A 20,598-nucleotide genomic window follows, 5' to 3' on the forward strand; every position below is an offset into this window, starting at 1 on the left:
GGGGCTTCAGCCGCGACCGTCGCCGCTAAAGCGCCTCCCGCACTCACGGACACATCAAACCTGCAACAACCGATCCCGCAGCTTCTGAATCTCGTCACGCAACTGCGCGGCGGCCTCGAACTCCAGATCGCGCGCCAGGGCGTACATCTTCTCTTCCAACTGACGAATGCGTTTAGTGATCTCGCTTGGCGAACGCAGCTCGTTCTCGTAACGCGCGCTCTCTTCCGCGGCTTTGGCCATCCCCTTGCGCTTGTTGCTGCGCGCACCCGGCACCACGGCACCTTCGAGGATGTCCTTGACGTCCTTCTGCACGCCCTTGGGCACGATGCCATTGGCCTCGTTGAAAGCGATCTGCTTGGCACGGCGCCGCTCGGTTTCACCGATGGCGCGCTGCATCGAACCCGTCATGTTATCGGCGTAAAGGATGGCCTTGCCGTTGAGGTTACGCGCCGCACGGCCGATGGTCTGGATCAGCGAACGCTCGCTGCGTAGGAAGCCTTCTTTGTCCGCATCGAGGATCGCCACCAGCGACACCTCGGGCATGTCCAGCCCCTCACGCAGCAGGTTGATACCCACGAGCACATCGAAAGTGCCCAGACGCAGATCGCGGATGATCTCCACCCGCTCCACGGTATCGATATCCGAGTGCAGGTAGCGCACCTTGACGTCATGGTCGCCCAAGTAATCGGTCAGATCCTCGGCCATACGTTTGGTCAGCGTGGTGACCAGCACGCGATCCCCCGTGGCCACGCGCAAACGGATCTCCGAAAGCAGATCATCGACCTGCGTACGCGCCGGGCGCACCTCGATTTGTGGGTCGACCAGACCAGTAGGCCGCACCACCTGCTCAACCACGCGCCCAGCATGCTCGCCCTCATAAGGGCCAGGTGTCGCAGAGACGAAAATAGTCTGCGGGCAGGCTGACTCCCACTCCTCGAAGCGCATCGGCCGGTTATCCAGTGCCGAAGGCAGACGGAAGCCGTATTCCACCAGGGTTTCCTTACGCGAACGGTCACCCTTGTACATAGCGCCGACCTGCGGCACCGAGACGTGGGACTCGTCGATTACCAGCAGCGCCTCATCCGGCAGGTAGTCGTACAGGGTGGGCGGCGGCGCGCCGGCCGGGCGACCCGACAGATAACGCGAGTAGTTTTCGATGCCGTTGCAGTAGCCCAGCTCCAGAATCATCTCCAGATCGAAGCGCGTACGCTGCTCCAGGCGCTGTGCTTCCACCAACTTGTTGGCACCGCGCAAGTACTCCAGGCGCTGCTGCAGCTCGGCCTTGATGTGTTCCACCGCCTCCAGCAGGGTTTCACGCGGGGTGACGTAGTGGCTCTTGGGGTAGAAGGTGAAACGCGGCAGCTTCTGAATGACCTCCCCCGTCAACGGATCGAAGGCGCTGATGCTCTCCACCTCGTCGTCGAACAGCTCGACACGAATGGCCTCCAGATCCGATTCCGCCGGGAAAATGTCGATCACGTCGCCGCGCACACGAAAGGTGGCGCGGGCGAAATCCATGTCGTTACGCGTGTACTGCAGCTCGGCCAGGCGGCGCAGCAGTGCGCGCTGATCCATCTTGTCACCCCTGTCGAGGTGCAGCACCATCTTCAGGTACTCCTCGGGGCTACCCAGACCGTAGATCGAGGACACGGTGCAGACCACGATCACGTCCTTGCGCTCAATCAGCGCCTTGGTCGCCGACAGGCGCATCTGCTCGATGTGGTCGTTGATCGACGCATCCTTCTCGATGAAGGTGTCCGACGACGGCACATAAGCTTCCGGCTGGTAGTAGTCGTAGTAGGAGACGAAATACTCCACCGCATTGTTCGGGAAAAACGACTTGAACTCGCCATATAACTGCGCGGCCAGGGTCTTGTTTGGCGCCAGTACCAGCGTCGGACGCTGCACCTTGGCGATCACATTGGCGATGGAAAAGGTCTTGCCCGAACCGGTCACCCCCAGCAGCGTCTGGTGCGCCAGGCCAGCTTCCAGCCCCTCGACCATCTGCCGGATTGCCTCAGGCTGATCGCCAGCAGGCTTGAAGCGGGTCACCAATTGAAACTCGGACATGCAGCACCTCGACAAATGACTGTGACGCCTCCCTTCCGGCTGCGTCAAAAGTCATGAATTGCAGGGCGACCTGGCAATAGTGCCAAGTAGAGTCGAATTAGCGGGCAAAAGGCCTTAATTCAGGGCATTGCGCTGTCGCCCCCTGGATTCAGGGTCGTTATACTAACGCCCCGTTTACGCGCCCCCTAGCGCTTTCGTTGGGGACGCCTGGCCACCCACCCCTCACTCGAGTTGCCGCACCCACCATGAGTCTCTTCTCCGCCGTCGAAATGGCTCCGCGCGATCCCATCCTGGGCCTCAACGAAGCATTCAACGCTGACACCCGCACCACCAAGATCAACTTGGGCGTGGGCGTTTACTACAACGAAGAAGGGCGAATTCCGCTACTGCGCGCAGTCGCAGCAGCCGAGAAAGCGCGCATCGAGGCCCACGCCCCGCGTGGTTACCTGCCAATCGAGGGCATCGCTGCTTACGACAAGGCTGTGCAGGAATTGCTGTTCGGCAAGGGCGCCGCCCTGATCGAAGCAGGCCGAGTCATCACCACCCAAGCCATAGGCGGTACTGGCGCACTGAAAATCGGTGCTGACTTCCTCAAGCGCCTGCTGCCGGACGCCACCGTGGCCATCAGCGATCCAAGCTGGGAAAACCACCGTGCATTGTTCGAAGCGGCTGGCTTTCCGGTGCAGAACTACCGCTACTACGACCCGTTCAGCAACGGCGTGAACCGCGGCGGCCTGCTCGAAGACCTGCGCAACCTGCCTACCCGTTCCATCGTCGTGTTGCACGCTTGCTGCCACAACCCAACCGGCGTCGACCTGCAACTGGAAGACTGGAAAGCCGTACTGGACGTGCTGCGTGAACGCGAGCACGTACCCTTCCTCGACATCGCCTACCAGGGCTTTGGCGACGGCATCGACCAAGACGCCGAAGCCGTGCGCCTGTTCGCCGAGTCAGGCCTGGAGTTCTTCGTCTCCAGCTCCTTCTCCAAGTCGTTCTCCCTGTATGGCGAGCGCGTCGGCGCCCTGTCGCTGGTCACCAGCAGCCGCGAAGAATCGACTCGCGTGCTGTCGCAGCTCAAGCGTGTGATCCGCACCAACTACTCCAACCCACCGACTCACGGCGCCACCGTCGTCGCCAACGTGCTCAACAGCCCGGAACTGCGCGCCATGTGGGAAGCCGAGCTGGGTGAAATGCGCGACCGCATCCGCAGCATGCGCCTGGCCATGGTCGAACAACTCGCGGCACTGGGCGCCAAACGTGACTTCAGCTTCGTTGCACAGCAGCGCGGCATGTTCTCCTACTCCGGCCTCACCGTAGAGCAGGTCGAGCGTTTGAAAGACGAATTCGGCATCTACGCCGTAGGCACTGGCCGCATCTGCGTTGCCGCATTGAACAACAGCAATCTGGACAGCATCACCCGCGCGATTCACGCGGTGTTGTAAGCCTCGACGACAAACAAAAACGCCAGCCCATAAGCCGGCGTTTTTGTATGCGCCAACAGTCACTGTAGGAGCGGCTTCAGCCGCGAATCGTTCGACAGAGCACCGCAAAAGCCAAAGCTTCGACCCGAGGCGGGGTTCCTACACCAATACCCAGGCACCGCTGGCCTTGGAACGACTGGGAGACATTCTGCCTCAGCCACGATCTGTTACGGACTGACAGCCATCGCGGCTAAAGCCCCTCCCAACACACCATCGCTGGACACCCCGAATTCTAAGCACGTAGATATCGTGTTGAAGTGTTGACTTCTCTTTTTTAATCAGTAACATACGCGCCGTTGTTCCGCGATAGCTCAGTCGGTAGAGCAAATGACTGTTAATCATTGGGTCCCTGGTTCGAGTCCAGGTCGCGGAGCCAAATTCAAAGCCTCAGTTCATACCGAGGCTTTTTCGTTTTCGGCGGACTCTCACCAGGGACTACGTCCCAGGTTATTCGCTTCGCTCACCCCTTCAGGGCCGCGCTAAAGCGCGTTCAGCTTCGCTGTCGAGTCCAGGTCGCGGAGCCAAAATTCAAAGCCTCGGTTCATACCGAGGCTTTTTCGTTTTCGGCGGACTCTCACCAGGGACTACGTCCCAGGTTATTCGCTTCGCTCACCCCTTCGGGGCCGCGCTAAAGCGCGTTCAGCTTCGCTGTCGAGTCCAGGTCGCGGAGCCAAATTCAAAGCCTCGGTTCATGCCGAGGCTTTTTCGTCTAAAACAGCACCGTTAACGAAAAAGGCCGATCAAAGACCGGCCTCAGTTAGCAGCGATGGCGAGCGTCAATTCACGCTCAATTTGTCACGATTCTTCGCCAAAGTTGCCTCACCGATCCCCTTAACCTCCAGCAACTCGTCGACCGAAGCGAAGTTACCGTGTTGTTCACGGTAAGCGACAATCGCCTGCGCCTTGGTCTCGCCGATACCTGCCAGTTCACGCTGCAGCGTGGCAGCATCTGCGGTATTCAGATTGACCACAGCCGACGCCACCTGAGCGGCAACAGGCTTAACCGCATCGGATTTAGGTGGTTCGGCAGCGCAAACAGCCAGAGAGAAGGAAGCCAGAGCGGCAAACAACAGAGAAGCAAAGCGGACTTTCATCATGTGTATCCTTACGTGAGTTGATCCATATGTGGCTGTGTGCCACGAGATTCAACATACACGCTCATGACAACCTGTCAAATCTCCGTGCGCTTTTGCAAATACAGCCAATCCACAATCTCTCCCTCGGGGCGGTAGCCTGAAACGACCTCACGCAAAAGCTGCCGCACGCGCTCGTAATCCTCACGAACAACCGCCTCATGGAGAGTCTGGAGCACTTGCCTGTACTCCCCCCATGGCAGCATTTCCTCGTTGGCACGCATGATCATCGAGTGCTCGGTAGGGCTTACGTTGTCACCAATCAGCAACTCTTCGTAGAGCTTCTCGCCTGGGCGCAACCCAGAGAACTCGATGGCGATATCACCGTGCGGATGCTCAGCAGAGCGCACACTCAAGCCGCTCAACTGAATCATTTTCTCGGCCAAATCGGCAATTTTTACCGGTTGCCCCATATCCAGCACGAAAACATCCCCCCCCTCGCCCATCGAGCCCGCTTGAATCACCAACTGCGCTGCTTCTGGAATCGTCATGAAGTAACGCGTGATATTAGGATGCGTCACCGTCACCGGGCCGCCACGGCGAATCTGCGCATGGAAAAGAGGAATCACCGAACCAGAAGAGCCCAACACATTACCGAAGCGCACCATGGTAAACCGAGTCTTGTTGACCCGGTGAACAGTCTCATCGCGCCCCCACAGCACAGGAGCCTGCTCAAGACTCAACGCCTGCAAGACCATTTCAGCCAAACGCTTGGTGCTACCCATAACATTTGTCGGCCGCACGGCCTTGTCTGTCGAGATCAGAACAAAATGCTCCACGCCTGCCTTGATGGCAGCCTGGGCAGTGAACAGTGTGCCAAAGACGTTGTTTAGCACGCCTTCAGCAATGTTGTGTTCGACCATCGGCACATGCTTATAAGCCGCAGCGTGATAAACCGTATCCACCGACCAGCTCGACATGACCTCCTCAAGTCGCTCGGGATTACGGATAGAGCCCAGAATCGGAATCAACTGAACCGCTAAAGACTCGTGCTTAATCCGACGCACCAACTCGGAGTGAATACTGTAAAGATTGAACTCACTGTGCTCAAAGAGCAGCAGTGTTTTCGGTGTGTTGGCTACAATCTGCCGACAAAGCTCCGAACCAATCGACCCTCCTGCACCAGTAACCATGACCACCTGATTACGGATGCAACGCTCGAACAAGGTCTTCTGCGGCGGCACCGGATCACGCCCCAACAGATCGGCGATATCAACCTCCTGAACATCATCGACCTTGACTCGCCCACTGGCCAAATCCATAAAACCGGGCACGCTGCGCACGTGCAGGCTGTACTGACCTAGCAGTTCAAGAATCTCGCGCCTACGCGCACGCGAAGCAGAAGGAACAGCCAAGAGTATCTCTTGCGCCCTGGTTTCCTCGATCATCTGCCGAATGTGCTTTGGCTTATAGACCTTAAGCCCTGAAATGACGCGATTGGCAATCGATGAATCATCATCGATAAAGGCAACAGGCGCCAGTGAACGCCCCATACGCAACGCCGCCAGCAACTGGTTACCAGCAGCCCCAGCCCCATAAATGGCAACACGAGGCAAGCCCCGGTCACGCACCTGAAACTGGTTAGGGTGCTCAGCAGAAAACCAGTCCCCCATAAAGTACTGCCGCATTAACAAGCGCAGACCGCCAATAAGCATGAGACTCAACCACCAATAGTTGAGCACCATGGAGCGCGGAATCACGACTGGCGCATCGCGATACCAGTACACAGCCAAGGCAAGTAGCAATGCAGAAAGAGAAACCGCCTTGAAAATGCTCTTCAGTGCGTCATTACCGAAATAACGCATGACTGCACGATACATCCCCATACGGATAAAGATAGGCACAGAGATTATGGGCGCCAGTGCAAAGATCCAGGCATGAACCCCAAAAGGATTAACAGCACCTGGCTCACCCAGGCGCACCACAAAGGCCAACCACAGCGCACACCAGACCAGCACAACATCCGCCACGACCTGAAGCATGCGCTTGGAGCGTCGAGATAACCCAATCAAACGCTCACGTAGGCGATCAGCAGCCTTTAACATCACAACCTCTTAAGTCTTCATGTCCCTTGAATACGATGTCAGCCCCATGGATGGAGGGCTACTAACGCTTCATAACTAACGAACCACTCGATCCCCAGCCCCCTTGCCGAGAACCGTCATTAGGATGTACTTGAAATAATGCGCCAGCGTTAGCTCACGTATCATCCGCTGATCGGTTTCAGCGAGCAATTGCGGTGTCGACATATCGATATCACTCACCTGAGCCAACCCCGTGATACCCGGCCGCACTTCGAACACACCGCGCTCGGCACGCGCCGCTGTGAGCTCCTGCTGATTGAACAAGCCAGGGCGTGGGCCAACCAGGCTCATCTCCCCCTTGAGCACATTCCACAACTGAGGCAATTCGTCGAGCTTGGTTTTACGCAGAAAAGCGCCGAGTCGCGTGATGGATGCACTGGAAGCCAGATGACTGGCAACAGAGGCAGTGTCGACCGCCATCGTACGAAACTTGACCAGAATGAAAGGCTTCTGCTGACGCCCTACCCGCTCCTGACGGAACAACGGCGATCCGGTATCGAAAAGACCCAACACATAGATCACCAGCAGTACGGGAAAACCGAACACCAACCCCAGCGAAGCAAATAGAACATCAAACAGACGAATCACGAACACACCTTCTCAAACCTTCTTTGACGGAAACGGGAGGCTCCCAGCCCAGCAAATTTCGTGCTTTGCTGATATCCACCTGAAGAGAATCCAGCAAACTCTGAGCCATCGCTTTCTTCCCCAAAGCGTTAGCAGCCAATCTAAGGAAGCTGGACGGGACTGGCAGTAAACATCCAGGGCGCGCCATAGCGTCTGACACCTGCCGTAGCAACTCCGTTGTAGACAAATCTTCGCCATCACCCGCCAAAAACACCTGATTAGCGGCTGCAGGATGGTCGATGCAACGAATGATTAGATCAACGAGATTATCGACACCAACCAGCGAGCGCTTGTTGTGAATCGCGCCAAGTGGCAATGGAACGCCACGACCGACCCAACGCATCAGGCTAGCGAAATTGCCTGGCGCACCTGGGCCGTAAACCAACGGCGGGCGTATGACAACGAGCTCCATACTGCTCTCACGACACAACGCCTGGAGCGCCACTTCAGCCTCATACTTGGAGCGCGCATAAGGTGAGTGGGGCTCCGGCTCACTGAGCGCGGTAAAAGCCTGGCCATCTTTTGTGACGGCACCGTTCACACCAATTGAACTAATAAAAACGAAACGTCTAACACCAGCATCAATTGCTTGAGCTGCCAGCGCCTCGGAAAGCTTGCAGTTGGCAACCCTGAAGCTTTCTAGCGGATCCTCGCTGGCGTCCTTGAGTTGGTGCGCTCTTCCAGCCAAATGCACAACACAGTCGACACCTTCGAGAGCCCCCCTTGAAACCAGTCGATCATCTATAGAGCCTTGGACAAACTCAACAGCCACTTTAGGTCGCGTACGACCTAAAGTGCGAATAGTGCGCCCCTGCTCAAATAGACACTTAGCAAGGGCTCCACCCACAAAACCAGAAGCCCCTGTAATAAGGATCGTCATTGACTCAACCCACGACCAATAGCGTGATACAGCAAACCTGCGTCGGCCATCTCAACCGGATCGAATAGGTTTCTCCCATCTACTACAACTGGAAAACGCAGACTCGCTTTGAGCAAAGATGGATCAATCGTGCGAAAAGCCTTCCACTCCGTACAAATGACGAGCGCATCGGCGCCTTTAAGAGCGGCCTCACGAGACTCGCATAACACCAGATCAGAGCGCTCGCCATAGATACGACGACACTCTTGCATCGCCTCAGGATCGAATGCCTGCACGCAGACGCCTGCCTGCCAAAGAGCTTCCATCAACACCCGACTAGGGGCATCACGCATGTCATCGGTATTTGGCTTGAAGGCAAGCCCCCACAAGGCAACTTTCTTTCCAGCGAGCTGGCCATCGAAAGCACGCGAGAGCTTGTCAAACAACACCTGTTTCTGACGATGGTTAACCCGCTCAACAGCCATTAGCAAATCAGGCTCGACTCCGACCTCCATGGCTGTGCGCGCAAGCGCTTGCACATCCTTGGGGAAACATGAGCCACCGTAACCACAGCCGGGATAAATGAAGTGATAGCCAATCCGAGGATCCGAACCGATACCAAGACGCACTTGCTCAATATCTGCACCCAAGCGCTCAGCTAATGTGGCCATCTCGTTCATGAAACTGATCTTAGTTGCTAAAATTGCGTTAGCTGCATACTTAGTCAGTTCTGCCGAGCGCACATCCATAAACATCAATTTATCGTGATTACGATTGTAAGGCGCATAGCAGTGACGCATAGCATCACGCACCTCAAGTGAATCCGTTCCAACAACGATACGCGCGCCCTTGGTGAAGTCCTCGATTGCCGCGCCTTCTTTCAAGAACTCCGGATTCGAACACACCTCAAAATCAACCCGCATGCCACGCTCGGCCAGTATCGAATCGATACGATCACGCACCTTGTCTGCCGTACCAACGGGCACAGTTGACTTGTCGATAACGACCTTCTTGTCAGTCATGTGACTGCCGATGGTAGCCGCCACAGCCAGAACGTATTTCAGATCAGCCTTGCCATCCTCATCAGGCGGAGTCCCAACAGCAATAAACTGCAAATAGCCATGATCGACGCCAGCAACCGCGTCTGTCGAAAAACTCAAACGACCTGCTTTGCAGTTCTTGAGGATCATTTCCTCAAGGCCTGGCTCGTAAATAGGAATGACCCCGCGATTAAGGCCGTCGATCTTGCCTTGGTCGACATCGATGCACATGACCGAGTGCCCAACGTCCGCCAAACAAGCCCCAGTTACTAAACCGACGTAGCCGCTACCAAAAACCGTAATTTTCATCAGCGAACTCAAACCAGAGGCTCCTCTTTAAGCAGAGCATCAAAATAGCTAATAGTCTTTGCCAAACCCTGATCGAGCACGATGGTCGGTTGCCAATCGAGAACGGCTTTTGCCTGAGTAATATCGGGCTGGCGTTGCTTCGGATCATCTTGAGGTAAAGGGCGGAACACCAGCTTCGAAGACGACCCAGTAAGCGCCAACACACGCTCAGCTAACTGCAGCATGGTGAACTCGCCAGGGTTGCCTAAGTTGATCGGCCCGGTCACTTCATCGGACGTCCCCATCAGGCGCACAAAGCCCTCGACCAAGTCATCAACGTAACAGAAGCTACGGGTTTGCTGGCCCTCTCCGTAGATAGTGATGTCCTCGCCACGCAAAGCCTGAACGATGAAGTTACTCACGACGCGCCCATCATTGGGGTGCATCCGTGGGCCATAGGTGTTGAAGATCCGGGCAATCTTGATTCTTACACCGTGCTGCCTGTGGTAATCGGAGAAAAGTGTTTCAGCACAACGCTTGCCCTCGTCATAACATGAACGAATACCAATAGGATTCACACGCCCCCAATAGGATTCAGGTTGAGGATGAATCTCTGGATCGCCATACACCTCACTAGTCGATGCCTGAAAAATCTTCGCCTTGGTGCGTTTGGCAAGCCCCAGTACGTTGATAGCACCATGCACACTGGTCTTGAGCGTCTGCACAGGGTCAAACTGATAATGCACAGGCGATGCCGGACAAGCGAGGTTATAGATTTCATCGACCTCGACATACAGCGGAAAGGTCACATCATGGCGGATCAACTCAAAGTAAGGATTGCTCAGCAAATGGGCAATATTGCGCTTGGCTCCTGTAAAGAAGTTGTCCACGCACAATACTTCGTTACCTTCGGACAATAACCGCTCACACAGATGCGAGCCAAGAAAGCCGGCCCCGCCGGTCACCATGATCCGTTTCATAGACCTTTCCTTAAAATACGGTAATAAAAACCACCCAGCGCATGGGTAAGCGTAAATAGCGCCGCCGCTGAAATTCGAGTATTAGGAAACTCCCGATGCAGCATATACATTCGTTCCAGCATGTAACGCTTGGAACCGGAAATCTGACCTGCGATACGACGATAACTAAGCAGCGGATACTTGACTTTCCAATTCACAACTCCACTGTTAAGGATCCTTAACCAGCAGTGGTAGTCCTCCACAGCCTTGTAACGAATATCCTCATTGAACGGGAATGCGATCATCAGCTCACGCGTGACAAGCACACTTGAAGTAGGAATCCGTCCTTTAAGGCGCTGCCGAGTGAAGGTTACCGCTTCCAGTTCAGCCCCCGTCACGGCAGGAAAAGTCAATTCAGACTCATCCCAGAAATCTTTCATCTGTGAGCTAACGAACACCGCAGACTTCGCCACGGCCGCTTCCAACTGCATGCTGAGCTTAGCCGGATGCCAAATATCATCAGCATCAAGGAATGCAATCCAATGCCCCCTCGCCTCACGCACCCCAATATTACGGGGCGCGGCTGGAGCACCATTGTTTTTCTTAAGAGCGATCAGGCGAACCCTCTCATCGCGCGCGGCATAGGCAGCAACGACTTCCCGCGTAGAGTCTTTGGAACAATCGTCAATAACGAGCAACTCCCAATTCTGGAAAGTTTGCGCGAGAACGGACTCTATAGTTCGCCCAATCAGTTTCTCTGCGTTATAAGACGGCGTGACGATAGTAACCGCCGGGATACCTGCTTGATTCAACCTCTATCTCCCCTGGGCAACATAGCCCTGAAGTCATCGACCCAACGCAAAGCTAGGCGACGCTTGATTTCCATTATCGGCAGCATGCGACTCGGCACGTCGTAATCCGCAAGCTCTCCCCATTTTTTCGCCTTGAGCAACTCAAGGATGGGATTTTCTCCGCTATCAGATGCGCCATAGACAGGATCGTCCGCGGCCAGAACACCTGTTTTAAACATATCGATTATCCGACCGGCATCCGCCCCTTGAAAATATTGATAACGCGTGGTTTCAATGGGGCGAACGTAATCAACAAACTGAGGATGACGGTGGGAGCGCACATAGATAAACCGTAGTGTCTTGCGCATTACCTGGTCGGGGTCGAGATCTCTACGTGCATGAGGCTCATACAGACTTGCCTTATTAGGAAAGGCTCTCACAAAGCCTGCCCGCGCGTAGCTTGAGGGGCCGAGGCAAATGACTTGCTTACCGCAGGCCCCCGCTTCGACGGCGGAACTCCCCCCATTGAGCACGACAATGTCAGCCTGCTGGATAAGGTCGTATGTATTGGCCTTTTGTTCACTGGACACACAATGAACACCACGCAGGTGAGCCCACTTCTTATAGAGTGTCAGTGACCGATCACCACCAACTTGTCCGATTTTCTCGGCCCAGTTTGGATGGCAACGCAGCACAACCTGTTCTGGCTTTATGGAAAATGCCTCGAAAAAATCGTCAAGGGCCTGAGTATTGTCAATCCAAGGCGTTTTCCACTCAGCATGACCGGCAAACTCATTCTTGCTACTGGGCAGTATCAAGACACGCAAGCCATCTGACTGGAGAGGCCAAGGTGCTGGCTCCGGATTCGTATTGTAAAGGCGCCACTCCAGGGAATTGCGCTGGAGGAAGCGCTCGCCGATATGCCTACCTGCAATTCTAGCCTGCGCCAAAGTCAGTGGCCGCTCATCAAATTCGGCCACCATATCGCTCACTGCCTTGAGCGACAGGCAATTCGCATTCGGCGTCAAGTTGAGTCCTTGGCTGAACCAGGGACGCTCGTGGGTAATAAAAGGAACTCCTGCTTGTTCGCACGCGAACGTCACTGCACGCGTCAAGTCCATCCGCCCATTGAAACAGATGACACCTTCAATATCGTTGTCTTCAATCCAGCGCCGCGTACTCGAATAAGTGCTGGCAATGGGCTCGTAGAGCGACTGCCGTACACGCACCACTTCCGGCTCCATCCATTCTGCTTCTGACTCGGTGCGCGTCAATGTGCATGAGCTGGATAATGCGAGCTCGTCCAGAATGGACTCAGGCAACTCACTCACAGAACCCCGTCGAATCGCAGTAACGTCCTCCCCTGTATAGCTTCGGACACCGCCAACCATGCATTTAGCACACTCTTTGAGCTTGCCAGTGCCTTTGATTGCGCGTGGGTAGCAGTTGCTAACGGCAGAATCGCAGGTCAAAAAGAATGTTTCATGCCCAGCCTGTTCTAACAGCGTTGCTAAGTAATGGAGTTGCTCAACATGAGGCCGAAATGAAAAAATATTAGCAAACCCAATTCTCACAGCCGCATCCTTCTCAAAACAAAACCAAAAAAATGGAACACAAGGAAATAAAAGAACAAGCAAAATATCACAAAAACAAAGGATATTACATTAAAAATAGATAACACTGGAGAAACCAACAGCAACATATAGAGCAGATAAAAAAACACCAGCGACAACACCCCCTTATAGAAACGCAAACAAAACATAGCCAGCGCCAAGAGAAAACCGACAAGGCCAGCACCAACTGCAACCCCCCACCCCCCCCATTTGTAATAGAGAGACCCCGGCATGGAGTTAAACAAACCTGCAAACTCATAACTACCAGAATCAAACTGCAGCCAACGAGAAAAAACACTCAGCACAGCACCAAACAAAGGATCCCCTCCCGAACTCATAAATGGAGAGTCGACATTTTCAGCAAGGACCCAGAAAACGTGAGTAAAGTACAAAAGAGAAAGATAAAAGTAATTCTTTATATCACAAATAAAATCCACCCCACACTGCCCTAACGGCAACAGGGAAACACCATGCAAATGAAATAAAAAATTATTCAAATATTCAACCGAACTTGTCCCCCCAACAGAAGACCGCATATAAAAAACATAAATAACTACAAACAAAAACATGATCGACATGAAAAAAAACAAAAGTAAATTCTTACCTTTAAAAAAAGCACCAAAAGACGAAGCCCCTACGACAACCCGCGCAACAAACCCCGCCAAAACACTCAAAAACACAACAGCAATAATCGCCCGCCCCCCAAGCAAATAAGAGCCCAATAAAACACACGCACAAATAAAAAACACATAGACCAAAAATCTTTGAGCAGATATAAACTCCCTATAAAAAACGGCAGCAAGCAACGTAAAAAAATATGAAAACTGAAAAAGATTACCAAAAAAACTAAACACAGAAGATATCGAACCCGTAGCGCTAGAGTTTAAAGCCGCACGCATTTCAACAAAATTATTACTGGCAAAGTCGACCCCTCTATAGAAAGCCCTATCTACAAACAGAGAAAAAATAGCCAACACAGACAGAAATAACGAGAGATTCATTGCCTGCGACAGACCGACCGGCAGCCTTCTCTGCCCCCCACCTGAGACCGGCACGCTCATAAAACACAGCGAGAACAATGAATAAAATAAAACAAACACACAAAAAAAAGAGGTGTAAATAAAATATGCCGGAATCACATCTGCGTAGGCAGACGTGAACGGCATCAGAACATCTAAAACAAGCAAAAAAACAGCTCCAACAATAACAATAGCAGCACTACCGATTGTTGCCCGCAAATCTTTTTTTGAAACGACAAAACTAAGCCTTGTCACTTAATACTCCCCACGTGACTGCTGAGGCGGCAGCAACATCGGCATTTACACGACATCCGACAATGTTATTTGCAAACTTAGGCGGAACTCCAAACCCTGGCCGTACGCTACGAATCGCGTCTGGCGTTACAACATCTCCCGCGTTCAAATTCTTTACAAAATACAGTGACCGCCTAAATTTGACATTACCCTGTTCGCTTGATTTGCGTCCATAGTCCACTTGCCCCAACGCCTGCCAAGCTGTCTTGGTATCACGGCAAAGCGCAACGAGCTCGTGGGGTTCAAGAGAAAAACTGTCATCAGGGCCGCCACCGGATCGGTCTAGAGTGAAGTGCTTTTCGATAATGGAAGCACCCAAAGCGACGCTCGTGATTGCCGTAGTGTTATCCAAGGTGTGATCGGACAATCCAGTTACTAAGCCGTGCCGAGCGATCATGTCCGGGATTGTACGCAAATTGTAATCTTCAGCCGGCGCCGGGTAACCGCTAACGCAATGCAATATGGCCAGCTCCTTGCACCCACCTTCACGAGCAGCTTCAATGGCCTCAGCAATTTCCTCAGCGTCGGCCATACCAGTGGAAATGATCATCGGTTTCCCGGTACTGGCAACGTATTTGATCAACGGCAAGTCTACAGCCTCGAAAGAGGCAATCTTGTAGGCTGGCGCATTAAGGTTCTCCAAAAGATCAACAGCCGTCGAATCAAATGGCGAGCTGAAAATAGTGATACCCAACTTGCGTGCGTAATCGAATAAAGGCGCATGCCACTCCCAAGGAGTATGAGCCCACTCGTAAAGCTGGTAGAGCGTTTTGCCTGCCCATAGGCCATCATGGATCTGAAAATCTGGTAGAGCCGAATCTAATGTAATCGTATCGGGACGATAAGTCTGTATCTTGATGGCATCAGCACCAGCTTGCTTGGCCTGAGCAATAATTGAAAAAGCTGTATCAATATTGCCATTATGATTGGCAGACATCTCCGCAATCACGTAAGGAAGGTGAGCGCCACCAATTTTACGACCATCAATCTCAATACACTCACTCATCGATCTTCTCCAGGGTCAATTTGTATTTGCAACCATACAACTCAAAGAATGCAGGATAGCGAAGAGGGTCGCACACACGCATTTGGTCAAACTGGCTTTCGATACTAAGCCGTGGATCGAGTCTACTATCCTCGGGTTTTCGCCGCGGATAGTAAGTCACCTCACCACATTCATCTTGCTGGGTAGGCACAATCGCAAGCCATTGACTCACAGCAAAATCAATCAACTCGATTTCCGCCACGAACAACTGATGATTGATCTCATCCCAGAGCATGTCTTTAGCAATAGGAATTTTGATCTTCTTCCAGATACAGCCCGTATCGACTCTGTCTTCTGCCTCGATCAGGCTCAGTACGATTTCTTCGGCACCTTCAAGTATTTGCCAAATATGCGGACTCCAGCCCCGCCCATGCGGGAGATCACTGGCATGCAGAACCAAGCTATGCGAATAGGCTGCTCTGTCGTCAGCAGTAATGATCTCCGAACAAGAAATCAGGAACAGAATATCGCCACCACTGAGCTCTCTCTTGCTCCTTACCAGCTCAACCGTGGCGCGTGTGCGGTTTGCCTCCATCCAGCGTAGCAAGAACGCATTTACCGGATGGCGTGCATCACTACACAACAGGCTAATTTTCATTACAGAATCCAACCGAATATAACTGAGAACCGCTAATTGATGACATCGCATCCAGCACGCGCTCGACGCCTATACCATCGGTAATACGACGGGCAGCGCTGGAGTGTTCTCTGAGCGCTTCAGAGTTGGACATCAACATGAAAGCCCGCTGTAACTTCGCGCACAAGTCACCATCTGCCTCAATCATTAGAGCGGCTCTACTTCTGGCAAGCTGCTTGCTGGCTGGCAGTTGGTTTTCGGCCAATACCAATAACAATGTTGGCACACCGAGACAACAGCGTTCCCATGACGTGGCACCACCGGCCCCGATAGCCAGATCAGCAGCAGCCATGTACTGTGCCATGTTGTTGATGCCGGATAGTACTTCTACAGGCCAAGGACATTGCTTAGCTAACTCGCGAACGCTTTGAAAATGAGGTGCTGTAGCCCCTAAAACGACAGTAAACCGAATGCCATCAGCTAATTTGCAACCCTGCAAAGCCTTCAATATTTTGCTGGTGTAATTATGCTGGTCCACACCGCCTAGCGCGATAAGCACCCTACTCAATAGTCCCTCTTCACGACGTGCCAGCGAATCAGCTCGTACTGCAGCAAACTCCGCGCGCAGAAGAGCGTAATGAGGGCCCGCCAGGACTGTGCAATCTTGCGGTAACAAGTCCTGATAATCGAGGTGAGAGCGCCCCAGGTTCTGATCCAACAGCAGCTCACAACTATGTTGCCTATCTGCAAGATCATCGATTACCAACACACGGCAACCCACAGGGCGCACGCTGACTTCCCATCGATAATCCAGCGCATAGTGGTCGACCACTAGCCAGTCAGGAGACCAGGATACCAGTAGTCCCTTGCAAGACAATGCATCTTCGGCCTGAGACGCACCCAGCCACTGTGCGTGCGCCAGTTCGCTATCAAGCTCATTGCCGACAGGCAGAGCATGCACTGCAAAACCATCTTCGCTGATCAGCTTGAGAAGATTGCCCGGATGCTCGCGCGAGATGAATAGGCAATCGTGCCCGCGCTCACGCAGCGCACGAGCAAGCGTCAAGCAACGCATGATGTGCCCTGTGCCTATTTGCAGTGAAGCGTCTGCGCGTATAGCAATCCGCATTTTGCTACTCACCACGACGTCCAGCCGCCATCGACGCTAATGTTGGCGCCATTGACGAACGAAGAAGCAGAAGAAGCCAGAAATAGTACAGGCCCTTTGATTTCATCTGAGTCCCCTATGCGACCAAGCGGCACCTTTTTAGACAGCGACTCAACGAACGAAGGATTGTCTATCTGCACAGACTTAGAAGGAAATGGCCCAGGAGAAATACTATTTACACGAATGTTCTCACGGCCAAATTCACAGGCAGCATAACGTGACCACTGAATCAAACCGGCCTTTGCAGCACCATAGAACGGCGGGTTTACAGATTGCGGAGAGCTGTATACACCATGATCCGGGCTCACCAATCCATACATTGATGCAATATTAATAACACTTGCATAACCAGATACTTCTACAGCTTGACGTAAACAAGGTAACGCGTGACGCAACATATTGTGCGCTGCAACCAATGTAACTTCGTAGCTTTTGATATAAGAGCGCGAATCGGAAATTTCGATCGTGCCCCCACCCCCGGCATAAGCATTGTTGACCAACACATTCAGTTCGAGCCCAGCATTTTGCTCAAAAAAGCTTTTAACGGCCTCTTCATCGGCAACATCAAAAACTGCCGGAGACGCTGAAAAGCCAGAGCGACGAATACTTTCTACCAGTGCCTCACTACGAGAGCGAGAACGAGAATTGACCAGCACCATCGCCCCTGCTTCAGCCAAAGCAAAAGCCATCGCCGAGCCAAGATAGCCCGTAGCACCAGTTACCAATGCGGTTTTACCACGAAGAGAAAATATATCGACACCCAGACTCATCTGTGACTGCTCCAGCGGGCTGGGTTTAAGCTGCTCTCAGACAATACGGGCCGTTCCCTGTCTATCACTCGAACTTGTTCAGCCGTCAAACCTTGCAAACCAAACAGTTCAATATTTGATTCCAGTTGTTCAATCGTCTCCACACCTACAACAACTCCGTCAACCCAATCAAGAGAGCTGAGGTATCCAACACACAAATCTGCAACACTGCGTCGCCCTAATTTGCTGGCAGTGTCATTCAGCCATTCAATACAGTCGAGTGCTTTGTCTACATTCGCAGCATGCCATACCGCAACTTCTTGACTAAGAAGAACCCCTTGCAAATAAGCGCTCCGAACATGAACATTCAAGCGTCTCGATAATTTTGTCTCTCGGATTTTAGGAACAGCATCTTTCCAGCGCCAGTCGAAAATATTCATTGGCAACTGAATATGGGACACACTCTCGCTCGCAAGAGCATCCATTAACTCATTTGGCGACTGAACCGAGACACCCAATTCGCCAATAAAACCAAGCGCTTTAAGCTCAAGCAATCGACGCCACACAGCGCCACCCCATGCATAAAGGTGGCTAGCCCGATGCAGCATGAGTACATCAATTCTTTGCTGCCTTAAATTTGCACGTGATAAATGAACGCTTGCATCAACAAAAGCATTTACAACATGATCCAGAGCATCTGCCGGGCAATCATCCAAAGGCGAAAGTTTCGTAATAACTTGTGCACGCCCTTGCCAACCATTCTGCAAAGACTGAGCAACGACCCTCTCCGACTCGCCATATGCACGAGCCGTATCTATCAGAGAAACTCCATTAGAGATCGCAAGCTTTACAATTTCACCGCTCACCGCCGAACTAGGGCGCCCTGTATTGTTGGCAATCCCATAATCTAAGCCTAGCTGCGCAGTACCCAGAACGAATTTACTAGCAGGGCTCTTTGCAATCGGCTGATAGCGCTTTCCATCAAGGCGCGCTATCAACTCAAACACTGATACCGACAGAGGGTCTTCAATCCCAGAAAAAACGTCTTGAACGACCAGGTAATCATCTAAACAGTCAATGGTACAACGGTAGTTGCCCTTCAACATTGATGAATACTTTTCGAAAACCCTACGACCATAGGTTCTTGCAACATACGGCGTAACATGCTCAATATCGTAAGGGGCATCAGTATTAGCCCAAGCCTCTCGCAAGTGCTTCAGATAAGTCACCTCAGCACTGACGCCATAAGGAAGCCCTGACAAAACGCCATTACAGGACATATATGCTGCACCCGTGGACAGAAAATCTTCTTCTATCTCATCCAATAGTGCACCATCTGGAAATACATTATCCCCAGTCAAACGAAAAACAACGGTGTCGTCAGTGTATACAGTCAGGGCTTCAACGACGCGACTAAGCGTATTATTCAAACTCCCCCTAAAACATTTTACGCCATAAGCCAAGGCGACATCAGCCAGCTTGTCGTCGCTCCATTCATCAGATGTAGCAATGACGACATCACGACCAGTGTTCGCCGCTCTTTTAGCTGCAAGTATGGCAACTGGAATCCCGTTGATAGGGAGTAGAGCCTTTCCAGGAAGCCGAGACGAAGATGTTCTCGCCTGAAGAACAGCTACACTTTTCAACAAAGCACCTCGCGCAACACCTCAATAACTCGATCCTGCTGGGCATAAGTCATGGTCTGAAACATCGGCAAACTGATGGCTTCGGCGTAATAACGCTCAGCCTCGGGGAAATCCCCAAGCATGAAACCCATGCGCTGATAGTAAGGCTGGGTGTGTACAGGGATGTAGTGCAGGTTCACGCCAATACCCTGCTCACGCATCGACTCAAAGACCTGACGATGGCTTTTACCGATCTGCACCAGCTTCAGGCGCACGACGTATAGGTGCAGGCCGGAGTAGCTGTCGGGATGCTGCCAGGGCGTTGTCACTGGCAATGCCGCCAATAGTTGGTCATAGCGGGCGGCCAACTCATGGCGACGCGCCACGAATTGATCGAGACGCTGCAACTGACTGAATCCGAGCGCGGCCTGCAATTCGGTCATGCGGTAGTTGAAGCCCAGGTCGATCTGCTGGTAATACCAGGGACCATCGGCAGCGTGGGTCATTTGCTTCAGGTCACGGGTGATACCGTGACTGCGTAGCAAAGCCATTTTTTCTGCCAGCTCGGCGCTATTGGTAAGAGCCATCCCCCCCTCTGCGGTGGTAATGATCTTCACTGGATGAAAGCTGAACACAGTGATATCGCTGTGACGACAGTTGCCGATGAATTCACCCTGGTACTTGCCACCAATAGCATGGGAGGCATCTTCGATGACCTTAAATCCATAGCGCTTGGCCAGTACCGAAATAGCTTGCATGTCACAAGGCTGGCCACAGAGATGCACGGCAACGAGCACCTTGGGCAAGGTTCCCTCGCGCTCGGCCACCTGCAACTTGCGCTCAAGAGCTTCGGGACAGAGGTTATAGGTACGCGGGTCAATATCGACGAAATCCACCTGCGCCCCACAGTACAGCGCGCAGTTGGCAGAAGCCACGAAAGTGATAGGTGATGTCCACAGGCGGTCGCCTTCTCCCAAACCCAAAGCTAGGCAGGCGATATGCAGTGCCGAAGTGGCGCTGTTGACCGCCAACGCATGCGCTGCTCCGACATGGCGCGCAACACTTTGCTCGAAGCGAGGCACCATCGGGCCTTGGGTGAGAAAATCAGACTGCAGAACCTCGACAACCGCATCAATGTCAGCTTGCGTAATGTCCTGGCGACCATAGGGGATCACG

The 20,598-nt window shown here is 52.9% G+C and carries 17 protein-coding genes and 1 tRNA gene; 2 read left to right on the plus strand and 16 right to left on the minus strand.

All coding sequences use genetic code 11. From position 1 onward, the window contains the following. Window positions 1-54: 54 nt before the first annotated feature. Window positions 55-2,070 carry an excinuclease ABC subunit UvrB gene (gene uvrB, locus AERO9A_RS11765; RefSeq protein WP_159972128.1) on the minus strand — a complete coding sequence of 672 codons (2,016 nt, stop codon included), beginning with the start codon at window positions 2,068-2,070 and terminating at the stop codon, window positions 55-57. Window positions 2,071-2,315: 245 nt separating this feature from the next. On the opposite strand from uvrB, the gene AERO9A_RS11770 reads away from it, so the two are divergent. Both AERO9A_RS11770 and AERO9A_RS11775 read left to right on the plus strand, forming a co-directional pair. Next, the gene (locus AERO9A_RS11770) at window positions 2,316-3,512 is read left to right on the plus strand and encodes an amino acid aminotransferase (protein ID WP_159972129.1); all 1,197 of its coding nucleotides are present in this window, start codon (window positions 2,316-2,318) and stop codon (window positions 3,510-3,512) included. A gap of 339 nt (window positions 3,513-3,851) precedes the next feature. Then, a tRNA-Asn gene (locus AERO9A_RS11775) sits at window positions 3,852-3,927 on the plus strand. 400 nt (window positions 3,928-4,327) lie between these two features. Here the strand turns inward: AERO9A_RS11775 and AERO9A_RS11780 are convergent. From AERO9A_RS11780 to pseC, 15 genes are all read right to left on the minus strand, one after another. Next, window positions 4,328-4,648, minus strand: a complete 321-nt coding sequence (locus AERO9A_RS11780; RefSeq protein ID WP_159972130.1) for a helix-hairpin-helix domain-containing protein — start codon at window positions 4,646-4,648, stop codon at window positions 4,328-4,330. Window positions 4,649-4,722: 74 nt separating this feature from the next. Then, window positions 4,723-6,729 (minus strand): nucleoside-diphosphate sugar epimerase/dehydratase, encoded by a 2,007-nt coding sequence (locus AERO9A_RS11785; RefSeq protein WP_159972131.1) that lies wholly within the window; start codon window positions 6,727-6,729, stop codon window positions 4,723-4,725. Between the two features lie 75 nt (window positions 6,730-6,804). Then, entirely contained in the window at window positions 6,805-7,356 is a 552-nt protein-coding gene (locus AERO9A_RS11790; protein WP_159972132.1) for a sugar transferase, read from the minus strand. Further along, on the minus strand, window positions 7,340-8,275 hold the full coding sequence (locus tag AERO9A_RS11795; RefSeq protein ID WP_159972133.1) for an SDR family oxidoreductase: 936 nt from the start codon (window positions 8,273-8,275) through the stop codon (window positions 7,340-7,342). The genes AERO9A_RS11790 and AERO9A_RS11795 overlap by 17 nt, the downstream gene beginning before the upstream one ends. Continuing rightward, a complete protein-coding gene (locus tag AERO9A_RS11800; protein ID WP_159972319.1) occupies window positions 8,272-9,603 on the minus strand; it encodes a UDP-glucose/GDP-mannose dehydrogenase family protein in 1,332 nt (443 codons plus the stop codon). Before AERO9A_RS11800 ends, AERO9A_RS11795 begins: the two co-directional genes overlap by 4 nt. Window positions 9,604-9,611: 8 nt before the next feature. Further along, window positions 9,612-10,562 (minus strand): UDP-glucuronic acid decarboxylase family protein, encoded by a 951-nt coding sequence (locus AERO9A_RS11805; protein ID WP_159972134.1) that lies wholly within the window; start codon window positions 10,560-10,562, stop codon window positions 9,612-9,614. After that, window positions 10,559-11,353 carry a glycosyltransferase family 2 protein gene (locus AERO9A_RS11810; protein WP_159972135.1) on the minus strand — a complete coding sequence of 265 codons (795 nt, stop codon included), beginning with the start codon at window positions 11,351-11,353 and terminating at the stop codon, window positions 10,559-10,561. Before AERO9A_RS11810 ends, AERO9A_RS11805 begins: the two co-directional genes overlap by 4 nt. Continuing rightward, window positions 11,350-12,906, minus strand: a complete 1,557-nt coding sequence (locus tag AERO9A_RS11815; RefSeq protein ID WP_159972136.1) for a capsule biosynthesis protein — start codon at window positions 12,904-12,906, stop codon at window positions 11,350-11,352. Before AERO9A_RS11815 ends, AERO9A_RS11810 begins: the two co-directional genes overlap by 4 nt. Then, entirely contained in the window at window positions 12,903-14,219 is a 1,317-nt protein-coding gene (locus AERO9A_RS11820) for a hypothetical protein (protein WP_159972137.1), read from the minus strand. The genes AERO9A_RS11815 and AERO9A_RS11820 overlap by 4 nt, the downstream gene beginning before the upstream one ends. Further along, window positions 14,206-15,264, minus strand: a complete 1,059-nt coding sequence (gene pseI / locus AERO9A_RS11825) for a pseudaminic acid synthase (protein WP_159972138.1) — start codon at window positions 15,262-15,264, stop codon at window positions 14,206-14,208. The genes AERO9A_RS11820 and pseI overlap by 14 nt, the downstream gene beginning before the upstream one ends. Further along, a complete protein-coding gene (locus AERO9A_RS11830) occupies window positions 15,257-15,901 on the minus strand; it encodes a formyltransferase family protein (protein WP_159972139.1) in 645 nt (214 codons plus the stop codon). Before AERO9A_RS11830 ends, pseI begins: the two co-directional genes overlap by 8 nt. After that, window positions 15,891-17,021 (minus strand): UDP-2,4-diacetamido-2,4,6-trideoxy-beta-L-altropyranose hydrolase, encoded by a 1,131-nt coding sequence (gene pseG / locus AERO9A_RS11835; RefSeq protein WP_256665944.1) that lies wholly within the window; start codon window positions 17,019-17,021, stop codon window positions 15,891-15,893. The genes AERO9A_RS11830 and pseG overlap by 11 nt, the downstream gene beginning before the upstream one ends. Beyond that, window positions 17,018-17,818, minus strand: coding sequence for an SDR family NAD(P)-dependent oxidoreductase (locus AERO9A_RS11840; RefSeq protein ID WP_159972140.1), 801 nt, complete (start codon window positions 17,816-17,818; stop codon window positions 17,018-17,020). The genes pseG and AERO9A_RS11840 overlap by 4 nt, the downstream gene beginning before the upstream one ends. Next, window positions 17,815-19,443 carry an aldo/keto reductase gene (locus AERO9A_RS11845; RefSeq protein ID WP_159972141.1) on the minus strand — a complete coding sequence of 543 codons (1,629 nt, stop codon included), beginning with the start codon at window positions 19,441-19,443 and terminating at the stop codon, window positions 17,815-17,817. Before AERO9A_RS11845 ends, AERO9A_RS11840 begins: the two co-directional genes overlap by 4 nt. Beyond that, entirely contained in the window at window positions 19,440-20,597 is a 1,158-nt protein-coding gene (gene pseC, locus AERO9A_RS11850) for a UDP-4-amino-4,6-dideoxy-N-acetyl-beta-L-altrosamine transaminase (RefSeq protein WP_159972142.1), read from the minus strand. The genes AERO9A_RS11845 and pseC overlap by 4 nt, the downstream gene beginning before the upstream one ends. Between the last annotated feature and the right edge of the window lies 1 nt (window position 20,598).

The organism is Pseudomonas sp. 8Z (assembly GCF_902506535.1).
GTDB lineage: Bacteria > Pseudomonadota > Gammaproteobacteria > Pseudomonadales > Pseudomonadaceae > Aquipseudomonas.

What these genes read in the sequence shown, in the direction of transcription:
- AERO9A_RS11830 (WP_159972139.1), bottom strand. Translation starts at nt 15,901, where the DNA reads ATGAAAATTAGCCTGTTGTGTAGTGATGCACGCCATCCGGTAAATGCG.
- AERO9A_RS11780 (WP_159972130.1), bottom strand. Translation starts at nt 4,648, where the DNA reads ATGATGAAAGTCCGCTTTGCTTCTCTGTTGTTTGCCGCTCTGGCTTCC.
- AERO9A_RS11800 (WP_159972319.1), bottom strand. Translation starts at nt 9,603, where the DNA reads ATGAAAATTACGGTTTTTGGTAGCGGCTACGTCGGTTTAGTAACTGGG.
- AERO9A_RS11795 (WP_159972133.1), bottom strand. Translation starts at nt 8,275, where the DNA reads ATGACGATCCTTATTACAGGGGCTTCTGGTTTTGTGGGTGGAGCCCTT.
- AERO9A_RS11840 (WP_159972140.1), bottom strand. Translation starts at nt 17,818, where the DNA reads ATGAGTCTGGGTGTCGATATATTTTCTCTTCGTGGTAAAACCGCATTG.
- AERO9A_RS11770 (WP_159972129.1), top strand. Translation starts at nt 2,316, where the DNA reads ATGAGTCTCTTCTCCGCCGTCGAAATGGCTCCGCGCGATCCCATCCTG.
- AERO9A_RS11805 (WP_159972134.1), bottom strand. Translation starts at nt 10,562, where the DNA reads ATGAAACGGATCATGGTGACCGGCGGGGCCGGCTTTCTTGGCTCGCAT.
- uvrB (WP_159972128.1), bottom strand. Translation starts at nt 2,070, where the DNA reads ATGTCCGAGTTTCAATTGGTGACCCGCTTCAAGCCTGCTGGCGATCAG.
- pseI (WP_159972138.1), bottom strand. Translation starts at nt 15,264, where the DNA reads ATGAGTGAGTGTATTGAGATTGATGGTCGTAAAATTGGTGGCGCTCAC.
- AERO9A_RS11785 (WP_159972131.1), bottom strand. Translation starts at nt 6,729, where the DNA reads ATGTTAAAGGCTGCTGATCGCCTACGTGAGCGTTTGATTGGGTTATCT.